Source organism: Niallia sp. HCP3S3_B10 (assembly GCF_052064465.1).
Classification (GTDB): Bacteria; Bacillota; Bacilli; order Bacillales; family Cytobacillaceae; genus Niallia; species Niallia hominis.
In genome coordinates, this window is sequence record NZ_JBQHVO010000087.1 from 1 (window position 1) to 15837 (window position 15837).

Sequence of the window (15837 nt, forward strand, 5' to 3'; positions counted from 1 at the left end):
TCGTCGTTGTTTTAACCTTATCAGAAATGGATTCTTTTTTCATTTATCAAGTGAATTAACATTTAACAAAAAAGCTTATTGGAATAACGATAGTAACCAATTAATGATTTTCTATGAATAATTCAGGATTAATATTTATTTGCAAGAATTAAAGCGAAAAACTAACCCTAATGGTGACTTAGATATTATTTAATAGATAACTAATGCGTTATATGAAAGGAGTGTTTTCAATGCAAAAACTTAATAAGATAATAGCTGATCTAAGAGTTTTAAAAGAACAAATATTACAAGATATTTCTTATAACAAGGAAAAGGGAAATACTTATGCAGTTCAAATTCAACAAGAGCAATTTCAAAAAGTAACACAAGCTTTAATGGTATTAGATAGATAACTTATATGCGGTAGAAAGGAAGATGAAGAAAATGGGATTTGTAATTAGATCCAAAACAGGATTAATATTTGAAACAACGGAAGTAGGAAAAACAGGGGAACAAACTTTTGATACAAAAGAAGCTGCAGAAACAGCATTAGAAGAAGTTCAGAAACTTTATAAAGATGAAGAATTTTATGTAGTAACAAAAAAGTAGATAACTATTGGAAAGGACTAGGAAAATGGAGTTAAAAGAATTTAATCAAGAATATGAAAATATTATGCATTCCAATTTTTCTAATGATGAAAAAGTTCATAAGTTAGCAAATTTAATGACTCAAATGGAAGGTCGATTTTCTATTCCTATGTTAAAAAATCAAGAGTGGGAAAACGAAAATAGAAAAGTAATTGCCTTATATAGAAAAATATCTAGAAGTAGGATTTTTGATTAGTTACAGTTCGAAACCATTGTTTATTAAATAACTATGAAGGAGTTGATACAATGGAAGCTAGATTCTTCAAATTCCCTAATATAACTAAATTTTGAAGAAGTTTATATAGTAATTGACAAAGAAAAGATTGCATATGTCTCCTGTAAATTATAGTTATAGTATTACACTAAATTTAATAAGTTCCTGAACGAACAAATTGAACAATATACAAAGTACGGAGATTTATTATATGGGTGAAAAAAAAATACCGGTTGCAGCACATTTGGAGGATAATATCATTAAGTGAAAAAAGAATGTGGATAGCAGAAATTGCTACAGAATGTGATGTCTAATTCGGTGTATATAGATAATCTACCAATACAATACCAATACAAGGATTATATACAATCAAATAAAATAACTTCTGAATATTAAAGAATAGCCGTGCGAGGAGGATTCATATGAAAAAGGCTAAACAAAATCCGCTTAAACTTGGTAAAGAAACCTACGGTACTAAAAATATAGAAGATGCATTTAAAGATGCATTAGAACCTTATTTCAAAATAGATACATCTAAATGTGTAAAAATTAATACAGGTAAAAATCAAGATATTTATTGGGAGGGAAATGGAAATGAATAAAAAAGGCTATGTGGTAACTTGTAGTAAATGTGAAAGTAGCAACATTAAGTATGATCATTTAAACTCTTTTATTAATGTTAATGATAATAAAACAAGTACACCAGTTAAATGTCTAGATTGTGGTTATGAAACAACTGAAACAAGTTAAATACATACACAACATACTAATTGAAGCAAATATAGAGAAGCAAGGTGACTTTGTTATATATGATAACAATAAGAAAATTGGTAGTGGTAAAAAAGTGTTACGACAATTCGCAGGAGCATTGAGTTCTAATAACAATAAATGTTAAGTAGATTAGATTATTGTGACCGAACTATACGAAACTTATACCCTTGGCATATTGTTAAAAATCCATATAAGAAAGGAGTTAACAATCGTGTATGTAATCAGATCTAAAAGTGGGATGCGATTTGAAACAACTGAAATCGGGAAAACTGGCGAACAAACATATGAAACCGTGCCTGAAGCAGAAAAGGCATTAGATAGTATTGAAAAACTTTTTATAACCGAAAAATTTGTCATTGAATCCATAAGAAATTAGATAAATATTGTTTAAAGAAGAGTGATCCTATGAGACCCACAGAAGGTCAAAAAATAATCAAAACTCTTTGAAATAAATAGATAAAATGCAAGACCATATAAAGAAGAATGAGACGGAAGTAACTTTACTCATGTAAAGGAGGAATTAATGTGACTTTAACATTCACTTATGATGAAATAAATAATCGATATGATGAATTTGTACAAAATTTTATGTCAGGAGAAACGAATGTTGAAAGAATACAATTATTACCCCGTTTTTGGATTGTGTCAGTTCCTTCAAAGGGATTTAGAGTATCTATCACATGTGAATGTACTGGTCTTTTTCATGGGATTGAAGAATGGTGCGCTATTGTAGAAGAATTGAACGGTGAAAAGACCCAATTTCTTTTATTTGAAAAAGAAATTGATCAGTGGGCTGTAGAAAAAAGAAGACAAAAAGAGATGGACTGATATGCAATTGAAAGTATTTATTAAAAATCATCAGTAAGAAAAAGGTGATCAATAGCATAAGTTGAAGTCTGACTGTAGTATCTGTTTTTTTATTAGGGTAGCCTTAACCCCCGCCACCCTAATTATTGCAATCTCACAACCCAATAAAACGTTAAAAGGATCGCATGATGCTTGAATTTTTCCAAGCATGTCCCGCATTGTTTTCTCTTCTTGATTTCTTCTGCAGATAAATAGATGTTGTTTGTATTGATTTGTGACCTAACGCAATTTTAATTTGATCCAAACTCGCTCCTTGATCAGAACTAATTTGTGCAAAGGCGTGTCTCAATGTGTGTGGCGTAATTGGATTTTTTCTTGTTTTCATGAAAGGCAATTCCACTTCATGTATTTTTTTGGTTAAATAATTGGATAGATATTTATAATGGTACGGTTTTCCTTTGTTCGTCGTAAAAATATACGAATCATCACTACCATCTAATATAAAATCTAACCGTCTTGTTCGTCGAAATTTCCGTATTTCTTCTATTATATATCGATGTAAGAGTACCTCTCTCTCGTGTCTCCCTTTTCCTAATACATATAACCAGTAATCTCCATCCACATAAGAAATATCCGATATTTTACTATGACATAATTCGTTTATTCTAAGACCTGTTGTGATTAAGGTTGCTAGTAAACAATGAACAATGGGATGGTCTTTATAATAGTCCAATATCTGCACTACCTCATTTTTTCCTAAATCCCTATCTGGCCGATCAATATCCCGCACATTACTACTCAACATTTTTTCATGCAGCGGAACTTCAATATACTTTGTTTTATACAAAAAAGAAAGAAATCCTTTAAGAACTACCATTTTACGACTCAGTGTAGAAACTGCGTATGGCTTCTTCCCCTTCCCTAACGGAGCTGCAGCTAACCACTCTTGAAATTTTCTAATATGTACATGATTGAGTAGTTTGAATATCTGATAAGGATTTTGCTGTGCGTTTAAATCTAATCCAATGGAAAAAGCATTTTCTATTATCTGTTTATACATGATAAGTAAATCTCTGCTGTACTCTTCGATGGTGTTCTCCATTTTATTCTTTCGTATATCCATATCTTTCTTTTGGTGTAAAAATAAATACATCATTTCCAAGTCATTTATTTCCTTATTTTTAGATACATCCTCCATAATGATTAACTCGTCAGGTAAATTTTGAAATACTGATGGATCTGTTAGTATTTTTGAAAACGATGCGATGGATGACTGACTTCCTGTAAATTCTAACGAATTTTTATTCGAATGGAAAGGAATTTGCTTTTCTGGCATTTTCACACCCCTTTTGTCAGTTTTTAAAAGTATAGTAATTATCTGGTTATAGGTAATTCATTATTAAGTTAATTTAAATACATTTAATATCTACTCCTATATTAGTAGAAAAATCATTTATTTGTCTACTATATATACATATAAATAAAGATAATACTTAAAATACGTTTTAATATTAAATAGTAGGTATCATATTTTTTTATATAAAATAGACATTAAACCTTTGTTTAATATTAAGATATATATTATAATCTATTTAATTAAAAAGGAAGAGGTGGATTTTTTGATTAGCGAAAGTTTATACCGAGCATTAGATGAAAGTACTTTTTTTGTAAGTAAATATGAAGTGCAAGTGAAAACTTATTTCTTACAAAAATCCAAATATGGTCTTAGAGTGCAAGTTATTAGATTTGTAGATAAAAGAGGAAGTTTGAGTCAAGAAAAAGATACAGTGGAGATTAAATTATTGATAGGGGGAGGAGGGGTAGTTATTGATAAAACTTTTAAAAGTATTACATTAGAAAAACCAACAAGAAAAAAGGTAGAAGCATGTATTACAGATTTTTTAGAGAATGCTAGTGAGTATTGTAAACAAAGCAAGCATTAATACATAAATTAGAATTATTCCCCAATTGAATATTGACTATAGTAAATGGTAACATATAAATAGATTATAATATTGAGTTAATATTAAATGATATGTAAACACTATTTTAATAATGATTAGTTGGGGAGAATAAAATGGGCCAAGAGGATAAGAAAAAGCAAATTACTACAAAACAGGCTGCGGAATTATTAGGTGTTGCTGAGAACACAGTTTTATCATATTCCAGACAAGGCATATTAACTGCAGTGAATGAAAAAAGTTGGCAAATTGACAATACGAAGTACTTTTATATAGATGATGTAGAAGAGGTAAAAGACAAATTAAAAAAGCCAGGACTTAGCACTGGTGAAGTTGCTGCACAATTAGGTGTATCTACTGTAACGGTATTTAACTATATAAAGGATGGTAAACTTACAGCAGAGAAAGAAGTTTATAGAGGTAGGGAATTATATTTTATTAAACAAACGGAGCTTGAACGTTTTCAAAAAAATTATAAAAATATTAGAAGTAGAAATAATAAAGAGTTTTATTCCAAACCAAATAAACGTGGTTGGTTTCAATTGTTTATTCATGAAAGAAGTGAAGAACATGGAAGATTGATGGTTGGGGAAGATGAAGATTACTTTTTATTAACTGCTAGTGGAAATAAGATTCCATATACGAAAATTGAGCAATATGGTTTTAAACCGGTTTATTTAATTGAAAGAGGTTCGATAATTTCCAAAAGGAAATTTGCTAAATTTGAGTTCCCTTATGAAAATAATGTTGAATCTAATATATACTCTTTCTTAGATAAATGTTATGAATATATCACTCCAACAAATATGAAGATGAACATAAATAAAGAAAAGATAGAGTTAGAAATTAAACCATATTGTTTCCCTTACGATACTTTAGATGAAGATACGATAAAAATTATTAAGGAATATATGGTGGAAGGTTCCATAATCTCAACGATTAAAGGGATTTATATAGATTCTGAATATGACGTGTTATCTTTAGAAATACCATCTCAGGTTAAAGATTCTTTGAAACGAATTGCGTCTGAAAGAAATTTGACTTTGGAAGAGTTGGTTTCTGAAATTCTTGTAGAATATGTTAATGAAAAACACTAAACTCTTTATCAGTATAAACTTATTGATAGTCATGGGTTATTCACAACTTAGGAGTTATGAATGAACATTTATGAAACTAACAGGTGATGGAACATTCTATAATGGCTGTTAATATAGAAGATCCAGTCATTATAGATGAGAAACTGATAGTTTTGAAGGGATTTACTACAGGTTGCAATATGCAGCCTTTTTTTTGTAGCCCTTCAAAGCGAATGAGTCGGTTTCCTGGTGGTTTAATCCAACGATCGATCTAGCACAAATAGCACAAATAGCTCAAAAGACGGTAATATCATTTTCTTTGTTAATATCTCACCAGGATTCCCATATGGTTTTTTCTTTCTATAAATCTAATAAAAATATTTTTATTGAATAAGGGAACTTTAATAAAATACGGTTCGTCTAATTATAAAATAAATTAAGGGGAACAGACATTGAATCGAGAAAAAATGGATATAGAGGAGATTTTACAAACCGATATAGATAAAAAAGAAAAACTTCACTATCTTATTACTTTATATGGGAATGATGTTCTTAAAATTTCTTACATTTATTTAAAAAATATTCAACTGGCTGAAGATGTTACCCAAGACGTTTTCTTAAGATGTTTAGAACAATTAGATAACTTTAAAGGTAACTCATCATATAAAACTTGGGTGATTAGAATTACAGTAAATCGTTGTAAAGATGTTTTAAAAAGTTGGTCATATCGAAATCTTATTTTATTAGAATCCTTTTCTTACTTCAAGGATAAAAATACTAATAATGTAGATCCCCTCCATAATACTGAGGATTATTCTTTGTCAGAAAAAGTAATGCAATTACCAATTAAGTTAAGAGAGGTTATTATATTATTTTATTATGAGGATTTTACTATTGACGAAATTTCAAAAATATTAAAAATTAATCCAAATACTGTGAAATCTAGAATGCATCGGGGAAGGGAAAGATTAAAAAAAATAATATTAGAAGGAAGGAATAATAATGGATAATGAACTTGAGAACTTAAGAAAAAAAATGGACAGTACAGTATTAAAGAGCATTAAATTCACAAAAAGACATGAGAGTTTAATATATGATGCGATATCTAATTCTTCTAAAAATAAACAAAGATTTAAATTGAAAATGGCACCTTTTATTAGTCTGTCATTTATAAGTATTATTTGTCTAAGTTTATTGTTCCTAGTAAAGGAAAATTTTATTGATAATACTCTTAACGAAGATCATATACGCTCTGTTAATAATTATATATATACTCCTCCAATTCAAGAGGAAAATTATGAAGAATTGAACAAAGAAGAAATACTAACAAAAATGCTTAACTCCATCGACTACTTTGACACAGCAAGCGGTACTTTTGAATTATACTATGCTAATAGTAAAACAAAAATAAATGTTGATTTCTCGTTAAGTATCAGAGAAAAGTCTGGTGGGGCCATAAATTCAAAAATCAATGTAGACGGTGAAACCAGAACAATAAAAAGTTCATATAAAGATTTATATATCGCTTCAAAGCCATTGTCCATAAAAGAGTATTTTAATACTGATGTTAATGGAGAAGATGTGACAGAAAGTAGATGGTTTCCACCTATTGAAGAAGCTGCTAATTCCTTATTTCCTTATGATATTGCATCCAACTATACTAGAAACTTAGATGACTGGGAAATTGAAAGTCAAAACGAACCTATTCTTGGACATAATTCACTTGTGATATTTGGGGAAATGAATAATGTAGAAAAGTCTAAGGCAACTAACTTTCGTTTTTGGGTAGATAAAGATAGTGGAATTCTTATTAAGTATGAAACTTATAACAAATCTGGGGATATTATTGACTACCTTCATCCTTCAAAGTTAGAAGTAAATAAACCTGTAGATATATCATTATTTAATAATGATATAAAATAATGTACTTGTACCCTTTAGTTAAAGCTTAACTGCGCCCCAATTGTTAGAAACATCTAACAATTAGGGCGCAGTTCACTCTAACTTTTGTGATGCAGTACATTCTCACGGGTGGTACTTATTTAAGTCTAAATATAATCTATTTTAACATTTTAGTTTTCACAAAATTTTTTGGGGTAGCAGTATTAAATTCCACTTTTTCTATAGGGGCATCTATCTGAATGGAATTAGTAATTAGTGATTCAGTTACTTGTCCACTTTTATTATACTCTTCCATTTTTAACAAAATACCAGTGCCTGAATGAACCCATAATTTAAAAGTTTCAGCATTATGTTTATTTTTATAGTAATCACTTAGTTCTCCGCTTAATACAATAGCCTCATAGCCATTATTCTCTTCTTTTGTTTCAATGTTCCATTTTGAATAATTCTCCAAAAAACCCAAAGCAATGTCTTGAGAAAATAATGATGTTTGAGCCATTCCCATCAAAGTAGGATCATACCTCATATCATAAACTCTTTCACCATTTATATCATTAGAATATCTTACAGTTGGAGAAACACCTTCGAATAAATTGTTTTCTTTAAGTGCTTTAGCTTCATTTTTATCAGGTGCTCCAGCAGTACTATATGTTTTATCTTTAGTGTTTAAGTCAACATATTTACCATCACCATTATAAATGGATTCCTCTACTATTTTATCTCCAGCTTTGACTACTACGTGTGATTTTGGATTTTCAACATCTACGCTGAAATCTACCGTATATTTATATCCTCCTGAATTGCTAGTATAATCAAAATTTCCAATAGCTGTTTTAAAATAATCTATAGAGTTTAACATTTTATAATGAATATTTTCTTTACTAATACTTTTTGAATTTAAAGTAAGTGCTGTTGAATCACTTGGCTTAATCTCTTCGTAATTAAACTTATCTACCTTAGAACTACTTAAAATTGAAGGCTTTTTATCATAATACTCTACTTTTATACCATCTGCACCTGTATTTTTATATCCGTTAGGAAACAAAATAAAATCTCCAAAAGCCTTTGATCCATAGCCATAAGTATCTACAACTCTACTCCATCCATTTGGTGCAGTATTTTGATTTTTCTTTCCGTAAATATAATCATCTTGATCATTACCTATATTATATTGAGCATTAGGATTTGTAAACTTTGCATTTCTTAGATGGACTAATAATGCTTTATAATAGTAACCTTTTCCTTTTGTAGTTCTCCAAGTATACCAACCACTGGATGTTGGGTTAAAACGATGATCCCCTCGATAACTTGAAGAAGATTTTTCATAAATCCATTTTCCTCCATAATCGTTAAGATGACTGTCTATTGCACCTTCATCATTATCTTTGTACTCTGAAGTAAGTTGAGTTGCTGATACATTTGGCACAGAAAGAAGGAAAATACTGGCTAAAGTAACAATACTAGTTTTTGCTAATTTCCTCACATAAACCCTCCTAATTCCATTTTTTGTATCTTTCTATAAAATTATATGTTAATATTCTGAATAAATCAACAAGTTCATTTACAAAATTGTAAATTATTTCAATACTTGATTATCAATTTCATCCCATTATAAAAATTCCAGTTTTATCCATTGTTGCTTCAGCTGTAATTATTGTATGAGGAATGGATGAATCATGCAAATATATATCCTCTAATTTATCAGCTGCGGTCCATGTAAGCAGTGATTATTAAAATTTATTTCACCTAGATCTAGATGACTCCTCTAATATTAACTCCTTATTTTCATAATCTAAAATGGTTCGTAGTCTTTAATTTCATAAAAAAAGGTGTGAAAACCAAACACTAGCATGTTTAAAGCTGTTTAGGTACATAGATAAAAAGTAGAGGTAATATAGATTTTTTTACATTGTCTACAATCAAACCATTAACTTGAATAACAAATAAAATAGTAATAATTATGTTAAAATTGATAAATCAGTGTTTAATTTTCAAGTCGAAAGTAGGGGGAAAATGGGAATTCCAAATAACTTAACAACAAATCATATTCTTCAATCTTTGGAAGAAATAGATCAAATTGAACTTTATCCTCGAAGACAATCAACTAAGTTTGACTTATACCATAATAATAAGAGATATCCTCCGAAGGAGGTACTAAGATTTGCAAATAGGATTGCTAATGATAATGAACTTGTTGAATTTGGTGGTGGAGATGAAACAAATAATTTTCTAATTAATCTAGGGTTCGAGGTTGTTTTGAAAGATACAGATATAAGCATTGGGCTAGATTATACCAAAAAAAATCAACAAGGCACTGATTTTTTCATTCAGGGATTTAATAATGAAAGAGAATATGCTGCTGTTGATCAAGATAAGATAGTAAATGATGACCTTTCAATTACAGAGAAGGAGCAGTTGATAAAGTCAAGAATTGGTCACTCAATTTTTAAAGAAGGATTGATTAAGAGAGAGTGTAAATGTTTGTTATGTGGCGTGACAGATAAAAGACTTTTAATTGCTAGTCATATCAAACCTTGGAGCCAGTCTGATGATAAGGAAAGACTAGATTTGAATAATGGATTTTTATTTTGCCCAAACCATGATGCTTTATTTGATAAAGGATTTATAACTTTCAATGAAAATGGTGAAATTATCATATCAAAACAAATCGATGAGTATACAAAATTATTTCTGAATATTAGGGATGGAATTCAAATAGAAGTGAATGATAGACAGCGTCTGTATTTAAAATGGCATATGAATTTTGTGTTTGAGAGGTAATTCGTCTAGTGAAATTTCTTATCTTATACAAAGTACAATTGTAGCCTCTTTAACATAAAATGGTTATTCTCAGCTCAATAAATGTGTAGGAATACTTACCCTTAATTGGGGGTTGTTCTGTTTGGATTTAAATATAAAAGTCAAATAAATTACAAGAACCTAACCATACTATATAGTTGGTTCTTGTATATTTATATCCTAAATTTAAGAGTTTATTTCACTTCATTTTTTTGCACCAATTATCATTTTCTATCAATTAACTGCAAAATGTTTTGGGTTAATTGATGGACAATTATTATCTCTTCTGTACTTCTTGTACTTAATAATTCCTGATGAAGCTTTAATAGTACTGTCTTGTCAGTTTCTTTTTTTAAGTAGTTTTGTGCAAATAAATCAGTAGGTGAAATTTCAAGAGCTTCCGTAATTTTGTTAAGCGTTTCCAGGGAGATATTTCTTTCTCCTCTTTCAATACCACCAATATATGTATAGTGAACATTTGCCTTTTCAGCTAGTTCCTCTTGTGTAAAACCTCTATATAATCTGAAATAACGGACTCTTTCTCCAATGGTCTTTACTAAGTTATTCATTTTTTCACCTCTTTCTATAAGGGTAAAAATCAATGGAAATACTATACAGTAGTTTATATTCAAAAAATAAGTAAAATAATATTTATAAGTATTAAAAGATAGGTGAATTTCTACATTACTATAATAAGTAACAGAAAGGATTTCCCATGAATGAAGAAAACTACTATATTAAGAAAAAAAACCATTATACCATTTTCGCATGGTAAATATAAAATCAAAGAAATTACATACTATCTGCAGGATAATGAGTATGGATTAAGAGTAGAAGTCACAAAATTTAGTTTAACCGGAACTGTCGAAGTGAGGCTAGTGTATGGTGGAGGAGCAATTATTGAAAAAATTTATATAACAAAGATTATTGTTCATCCTACAAAGCAGCAACTAGAAAAGATAATAAAAGAGTTTTGTGTAAATTCCCGCCAATATAAGAAATTAAGTTTTAATAATCAGTAATTATTGCTTTTTACAAAGCAATCAACTAAAATTTATATATATAACTTTTTGTAATTTTTATTTTTAGCTATCTTTATGATAAGCATATTCTAATAGACACGAAGCCTTTGGGCCTTTGATTTTTACTTAACACTATTTTTGTTAGGTAATAAAAGGACCAAAGGCTTTTTTGTGTTTATCACAGAAAGGAGAGGAATGTAATTAATGAAAGGGAAATACTTAGGAAATTCAGATTGTGCTAACTTAGTCCCTGGAATGAGTTATTACTTATTTGAAAATGGTAAGCATTATCTTTATGTTTCTCGGTATAACAATAAGAACGCTCACTTTGGTTGCTACGAAAGAAAATCTTTTGATATTAATGAGGAAACAAGGGAGAAAAGTGAGGTTACATTTAAAGTAAGTAGGTCAGGACAAATTTCATTTTTCTAAAAGAGATCAGTTGGCATTTATCATTGGTTTTTTAATAAAAAGGGAGGCAAAAGAATGGAAACTTTAATAAATACTGTAGAACAGGTGAACTTTAAAGTTGAAACTTCATGTTTTAAAACTTATGAATTTTCCACGCATAATGGATTATATGTTGAAGAGGCACAATCGGAGTTTAGTTCATTTCGTTTAATGATCTATAAAAATGAAGAAGCGGCTATATTTGTTGCAAATGAGTTTGATTATGATATTAGCGAAGAGGTTTCTTATTTATTTGATATCGAAAAGATTAAAAATATTTGTGAAAACAAAAAGGATGTACCAGATTTCTCTGATGATTACTATGAAGAAAATTAAAAAATCTGATAATTATTGAAATCATATTAGTAATAATTGGTACAGGTGAAATGGAGGAACTGAGATGTATTACGATCGTGAAATACATATAAGAGTGGAAAGAGAGAGAAAAAGAATAATCGAATTCCTAAAAGAAAAGGGGATCACACGAAATAAAGATGATGAAAAAATAGATGATTTAACACTTTTGTCATTAACTTTAATGGAAAATGAATTACTAGCAGATATAAATACCAAAAAAGTATCTATATAGGAGGATTATTTAATGATTAGTTATACTGAAGAAGAAAAAGTAGTTGTGACTAAATTAGTTATGGAGTTAGCAAGAATAGATAATAAGAAAAGAAGAAAAGATTTAGTTTGGTGGTATTCCATGGCCAGTGGAATCAATAATAATGAAAAAACTAAGAAAATCATGGAGGACATAGGAGCAATTTAGCTTTGCCTTTTCTGAAAGGAGAGTTTAGTTTTTTTGAGGTTGAATTTTTCTATTTTTATCCTTATTATAAATATATAGGAAATTAGAAGAGTGAATATAATATATTGAGAAATGGGAGCACCCCAATTACTAAGTAAAGTCTTAGTATATTGGAGTGCTCTCTTTTTTGGAAATGAGGGGTTTAGATGAAAAAGATTATTTCCACTTTATTCATTTTATTTTTATTAAGTGGATGTTCAACAGATAGCCTAGTTACATATCAGGCTAAAGAGAACTACAAGACTGATAATCAGGTAGAAAAAGAGATTTCGTTTAAGAAGTACTTTAATGAAGTCAATCGTTCTAGTGAAAAGGCAGCTGATATTAAAACAGAAAAACACAAAGCTATAGTAAAAAAAGTGATAGATGCTGACACTTTAGTTTTGGAAGCAGATAAATATACCGCTTTGAGGTTAATCGGAATAAATGGACCTGAAATTACAAAAGGGAAGAATGAGCCATTTGGACAAGAAGGTAAGGAATATCTGGCTAACCTTATAGAAGGAAAGGAAATTACCTATCAATTGGATCCTAATGCTGATGAAAAGGATAAGTACGGAAGAATTTTGGCGCATGTCTTTTTAGATCAAATTAGTATTCAGTCATATTTATTAAAAGAGGGATATGTTAAATTAGCTTACTTATTTGATGAATATGAATTTATTGATGTCTATAAGGATGCAGAAAATATAGCAAAAGAAAAAAAATTAAATATTTGGAGCATCCCTGGGTATGCAGATACTGACTTAAATGGTTTTGTTAAGTAATACAAAGATATTCTAAAACAATAAAAATTGGAGGAATACTCATGTATAAACTAAGAGATCAAATAGAGCGGGTAAGAGAAGAAATGTTAAAAATTGCATTCACAGAGGGATTTAATTCTCCCGAAGCAATAAAGAAGAGTAAAGAGTTAGATGAATTAATACTAAGATATCAGCAAATGAACCAAAATGAATCGGTAGAAGTTAGAATTTGTTAAGAGGGTAAGAATAGTTTAGGAGGGTACTTAATGATAGATTGGAGAGAAGAAGACGTTAATAGATTCTTTAGCTATCATAAAACAATTACTTATTATGGTGATGAAATACCTAAGTATCTGGTTCTAGAAAATCCAGATGGAGACGGTTGGATAATTGGTATGTTTTATCCATTTATAGGAGGAGAGTACGTTCCATTAGAAGAAGCGGGAGACGTACGACTAATATTTTCTACATTAAATTCAGCAAAAAATTATGTGGATTTTAATTTATGGTGAGAAGTGATCAAATAATAAAAATTTTTAGACTTGAAAATTTATAAATCTAGTAAAAAGGGATAGGTTTACTATCTCTTTTTAAATTGTGTAGTGTTATAAGAAAGAAAATCGTATAATAAATTTATAACCATTTTTTCTTTTTTCTTTTTTGGCAATCCTATTTAGGATTAGCGTCTTAACTAATAAACACGCAGCCTTTGGGCTAATAGGCATAATACATGTATCGCATGTATTTATTGTCTATTGCCTCAAAGGCTTTTTTGTGTTTGCGCAAATTTTTCAAGAGAGGTGAATAGGCATGTTAAATAAAATAATTTTGGCTGGTTGTATTGGATTTGGTATGGGAGTTTTAACTCACGCAAAGAGGTATGGGACAATAAAAAAACCGAGGAATAATAAACTTACATTCTATCCTGGTTTCTTATTGGATGGTTGTTTTGGAGCTGTTGGAGCTATTGTTACGATTTTATTCAGTGATCCAAATGGAACGGAACGAGTAATTTTAACATCAATCTTAGGTGGATATGTAGGTGAAAATGCAATTATTAAAGTTGAAGAATCACTTCAATCAAAGAAGGAAAGCAGAATAGAGGAAATAAACAGAAAGATAAATCAGGATCTGTAGTGTTTATTTTTTCAACATGATTTCGATATGTTATAATATTCATAACAATAATCGTAGTAAAGTGCAGAAGAGCATAGAATATAGTCGAGGTAAGATAGACGAGAGGAGAGAAATCATGAAACTGAATGATATCCTAACGGAAGAAGAAAAAAAACAAGTTAATGATTTAATGGTAGAGTTAGACGATTGTATTACTGAACGCCAAATGGATAAGATAACTAAGGCTATAGAAGAGATTTTTAATGAAGCTAAAAAAAGATATTATGAATCAATAGGTTCAAATAAAGAGCAAGCAGCTTCCTTACAGGAAGATAGAAGGATATTTCATAGAAAATCCCCTAAGCGATTAAGAAAAGTATCATCTTACTGAACAGAGAAGAGATTAATAATCTCTTCTCAGCTTGTAGAAAAACCCCCTATTTTTAAAAGTATGATTTTGAAAAAGGGGGTTTTTGATATTTTAATTGATCACGACCACAACATATGTTTTTTAAGACATTATCGAACCGCTATATGTTGTATAGTGGAATTGTGAAAAAAGCTGTCGAGACTTTCTCGACAGCCTGAGAAGAGATTAATAATCTCTTCTTTTTGTTTTGTTTTTGATAAGTACATAAGCACGATTCTTATGAAAATAAGAAAATAAAAGTGCTTATAGGATAAAGGAACATTAAATTAATGAAAATTAATAACAACTAGACTTTTCGTTATATGGTTGCTATAATTTACCTATATAAATAACGAAGAGGGAATCCCCCTAGATGAAGACATATAAACTGTATGTCTTATTCTAGGGGGATTTTTTTGTTGAAAGGAGAAAAAGCGTCATGGAAAGAGAGAAAAAACTGAAAGAAGGCACATACTGTACGAATGTTTTATTAAGATGGTTAACAACAGATTTATTATTAACTAATAAACGGTTTAAAGGGTATGATCGTAATACCGTTTTAGGTTTAATGCCTATAGGAAAAAATGAAGTTACTATGTCCTTAAAGAACATAGCTAGTGTTTCAACATCAACAAAATTTCATCTAAAGAGATTTTTGTTTGGTCTGTTTTTTACATTCATATTAGGACTTCCTTCTTTTGTTAATGGTGATTTTTTCATAGGATTAGTCCTTATTCTTATCGGTATTGTTCCCTTGTTTAACAGTTATACTTGTTCGTTAAATGTATCGAATAATGGAGGGGTAGCTTTACCTATTGAGATTTCTATACTGGAAAGAGGGAATTTACAAGAATTTGCAAATGCGATTAATGACACAATTGCTGAAGTAGAATAGGGGGCTTAGAAACAAATGTCTCTATCTTCAGAATTAGTTAAAAACGACTTTATTCAATTTCCTACAGATTATACAGATATGGTAATTAGATATGAATTAAGTAAATATGAATATATTGAAATACCCTTTATTAAAAAGGCTCTGTTAAAGTCTGTTGTTGATAAATTGATTAACAGGAACTTATGTTCTATAATGGGTTTAACTATATAAAAGTGGTGATAAACGTGA

At 29.5% G+C, this 15837-nt stretch carries 26 protein-coding genes; 23 read left to right on the plus strand and 3 right to left on the minus strand.

Translation table 11 applies throughout. The features are described from left to right. Nucleotides 1-230 precede the first annotated feature (230 nt). The 7 genes from ACTNDN_RS23125 (at nucleotide 231) to ACTNDN_RS23155 (ending at nucleotide 2440) form a co-directional block, all read left to right on the plus strand. Nucleotides 231-392 carry a hypothetical protein gene (locus tag ACTNDN_RS23125; protein WP_441132392.1) on the plus strand — a complete coding sequence of 54 codons (162 nt, stop codon included), beginning with the start codon at nucleotides 231-233 and terminating at the stop codon, nucleotides 390-392. 31 nt (nucleotides 393-423) lie between these two features. Continuing rightward, nucleotides 424-588, plus strand: a complete 165-nt coding sequence (locus ACTNDN_RS23130; protein ID WP_155986805.1) for a hypothetical protein — start codon at nucleotides 424-426, stop codon at nucleotides 586-588. A gap of 25 nt (nucleotides 589-613) precedes the next feature. After that, nucleotides 614-823, plus strand: a complete 210-nt coding sequence (locus ACTNDN_RS23135) for a hypothetical protein (protein WP_031540349.1) — start codon at nucleotides 614-616, stop codon at nucleotides 821-823. Nucleotides 824-1263: 440 nt separating this feature from the next. Next, the gene (locus tag ACTNDN_RS23140; protein ID WP_441132395.1) at nucleotides 1264-1443 is read left to right on the plus strand and encodes a hypothetical protein; all 180 of its coding nucleotides are present in this window, start codon (nucleotides 1264-1266) and stop codon (nucleotides 1441-1443) included. After that, on the plus strand, nucleotides 1436-1591 hold the full coding sequence (locus tag ACTNDN_RS23145; RefSeq protein ID WP_441132396.1) for a hypothetical protein: 156 nt from the start codon (nucleotides 1436-1438) through the stop codon (nucleotides 1589-1591). The genes ACTNDN_RS23140 and ACTNDN_RS23145 overlap by 8 nt, the downstream gene beginning before the upstream one ends. 232 nt (nucleotides 1592-1823) lie before the next feature. Continuing rightward, nucleotides 1824-1988: a hypothetical protein gene (locus tag ACTNDN_RS23150; RefSeq protein ID WP_441132398.1), complete on the plus strand. Its 165-nt coding sequence runs from the start codon at nucleotides 1824-1826 to the stop codon at nucleotides 1986-1988. A gap of 149 nt (nucleotides 1989-2137) precedes the next feature. Beyond that, nucleotides 2138-2440, plus strand: coding sequence for a hypothetical protein (locus tag ACTNDN_RS23155; RefSeq protein WP_441132399.1), 303 nt, complete (start codon nucleotides 2138-2140; stop codon nucleotides 2438-2440). A gap of 151 nt (nucleotides 2441-2591) precedes the next feature. Here ACTNDN_RS23155 and ACTNDN_RS23160 read toward each other — a convergent pair whose 3' ends face one another. Beyond that, complete coding sequence (locus ACTNDN_RS23160; RefSeq protein ID WP_441132400.1) at nucleotides 2592-3755, minus strand: tyrosine-type recombinase/integrase; 1164 nt, start codon at nucleotides 3753-3755, stop codon at nucleotides 2592-2594. A gap of 283 nt (nucleotides 3756-4038) precedes the next feature. Here ACTNDN_RS23160 and ACTNDN_RS23165 point away from each other — a divergent pair, with 283 nt between their 5' ends. The 4 genes from ACTNDN_RS23165 to ACTNDN_RS23180 all read left to right on the plus strand — a co-directional run bounded on the left by ACTNDN_RS23165 (nucleotide 4039) and on the right by ACTNDN_RS23180 (nucleotide 7379). Then, nucleotides 4039-4362, plus strand: coding sequence for a hypothetical protein (locus ACTNDN_RS23165; protein ID WP_441132402.1), 324 nt, complete (start codon nucleotides 4039-4041; stop codon nucleotides 4360-4362). A 134-nt stretch (nucleotides 4363-4496) separates the two neighbouring features. Beyond that, entirely contained in the window at nucleotides 4497-5477 is a 981-nt protein-coding gene (locus tag ACTNDN_RS23170) for a helix-turn-helix domain-containing protein (protein ID WP_251630131.1), read from the plus strand. 431 nt (nucleotides 5478-5908) lie between these two features. Beyond that, entirely contained in the window at nucleotides 5909-6466 is a 558-nt protein-coding gene (locus ACTNDN_RS23175) for a sigma-70 family RNA polymerase sigma factor (protein WP_441132404.1), read from the plus strand. After that, nucleotides 6459-7379 (plus strand): hypothetical protein, encoded by a 921-nt coding sequence (locus ACTNDN_RS23180; protein ID WP_251630130.1) that lies wholly within the window; start codon nucleotides 6459-6461, stop codon nucleotides 7377-7379. The genes ACTNDN_RS23175 and ACTNDN_RS23180 overlap by 8 nt, the downstream gene beginning before the upstream one ends. Nucleotides 7380-7515: 136 nt before the next feature. Here the strand turns inward: ACTNDN_RS23180 and ACTNDN_RS23185 are convergent, their stop codons facing one another. Beyond that, a complete protein-coding gene (locus ACTNDN_RS23185; RefSeq protein WP_441132406.1) occupies nucleotides 7516-8841 on the minus strand; it encodes a hypothetical protein in 1326 nt (441 codons plus the stop codon). A gap of 530 nt (nucleotides 8842-9371) precedes the next feature. Here ACTNDN_RS23185 and ACTNDN_RS23190 point away from each other — a divergent pair. Next, a complete protein-coding gene (locus ACTNDN_RS23190) occupies nucleotides 9372-10139 on the plus strand; it encodes an HNH endonuclease (protein ID WP_441132408.1) in 768 nt (255 codons plus the stop codon). Between the two features lie 242 nt (nucleotides 10140-10381). On the opposite strand, the gene ACTNDN_RS23195 is transcribed toward ACTNDN_RS23190, so the two are convergent. Next, nucleotides 10382-10726, minus strand: coding sequence for a helix-turn-helix domain-containing protein (locus ACTNDN_RS23195; protein WP_441132410.1), 345 nt, complete (start codon nucleotides 10724-10726; stop codon nucleotides 10382-10384). 150 nt (nucleotides 10727-10876) lie between these two features. Here ACTNDN_RS23195 and ACTNDN_RS23200 point away from each other — a divergent pair, with 150 nt between their 5' ends. The 11 genes from ACTNDN_RS23200 (at nucleotide 10877) to ACTNDN_RS23250 (ending at nucleotide 15609) form a co-directional block, all read left to right on the plus strand. After that, a complete protein-coding gene (locus ACTNDN_RS23200) occupies nucleotides 10877-11179 on the plus strand; it encodes a hypothetical protein (protein WP_441132411.1) in 303 nt (100 codons plus the stop codon). Nucleotides 11180-11383: 204 nt separating this feature from the next. After that, complete coding sequence (locus tag ACTNDN_RS23205) at nucleotides 11384-11611, plus strand: hypothetical protein (protein WP_341152935.1); 228 nt, start codon at nucleotides 11384-11386, stop codon at nucleotides 11609-11611. A gap of 54 nt (nucleotides 11612-11665) precedes the next feature. Continuing rightward, nucleotides 11666-11965 (plus strand): hypothetical protein, encoded by a 300-nt coding sequence (locus tag ACTNDN_RS23210; RefSeq protein ID WP_171510433.1) that lies wholly within the window; start codon nucleotides 11666-11668, stop codon nucleotides 11963-11965. Between the two features lie 64 nt (nucleotides 11966-12029). After that, entirely contained in the window at nucleotides 12030-12218 is a 189-nt protein-coding gene (locus ACTNDN_RS23215) for a hypothetical protein (protein WP_047944802.1), read from the plus strand. Nucleotides 12219-12230: 12 nt separating this feature from the next. Further along, entirely contained in the window at nucleotides 12231-12404 is a 174-nt protein-coding gene (locus ACTNDN_RS23220; RefSeq protein WP_156827851.1) for a hypothetical protein, read from the plus strand. A gap of 185 nt (nucleotides 12405-12589) precedes the next feature. Next, nucleotides 12590-13210, plus strand: a complete 621-nt coding sequence (locus tag ACTNDN_RS23225; RefSeq protein ID WP_441132413.1) for a thermonuclease family protein — start codon at nucleotides 12590-12592, stop codon at nucleotides 13208-13210. 41 nt (nucleotides 13211-13251) lie between these two features. Then, the gene (locus ACTNDN_RS23230) at nucleotides 13252-13425 is read left to right on the plus strand and encodes an aspartyl-phosphate phosphatase Spo0E family protein (protein WP_082138453.1); all 174 of its coding nucleotides are present in this window, start codon (nucleotides 13252-13254) and stop codon (nucleotides 13423-13425) included. A gap of 30 nt (nucleotides 13426-13455) precedes the next feature. After that, a complete protein-coding gene (locus ACTNDN_RS23235; RefSeq protein WP_441132415.1) occupies nucleotides 13456-13701 on the plus strand; it encodes a hypothetical protein in 246 nt (81 codons plus the stop codon). Nucleotides 13702-13999: 298 nt separating this feature from the next. Then, the gene (locus ACTNDN_RS23240) at nucleotides 14000-14326 is read left to right on the plus strand and encodes a DUF4257 domain-containing protein (protein WP_016204213.1); all 327 of its coding nucleotides are present in this window, start codon (nucleotides 14000-14002) and stop codon (nucleotides 14324-14326) included. Nucleotides 14327-14441: 115 nt separating this feature from the next. Beyond that, complete coding sequence (locus ACTNDN_RS23245; protein WP_441132417.1) at nucleotides 14442-14696, plus strand: hypothetical protein; 255 nt, start codon at nucleotides 14442-14444, stop codon at nucleotides 14694-14696. Nucleotides 14697-15153: 457 nt separating this feature from the next. After that, on the plus strand, nucleotides 15154-15609 hold the full coding sequence (locus ACTNDN_RS23250) for a hypothetical protein (protein ID WP_152112338.1): 456 nt from the start codon (nucleotides 15154-15156) through the stop codon (nucleotides 15607-15609). The last annotated feature ends 228 nt before the right edge of the window (nucleotides 15610-15837 follow it).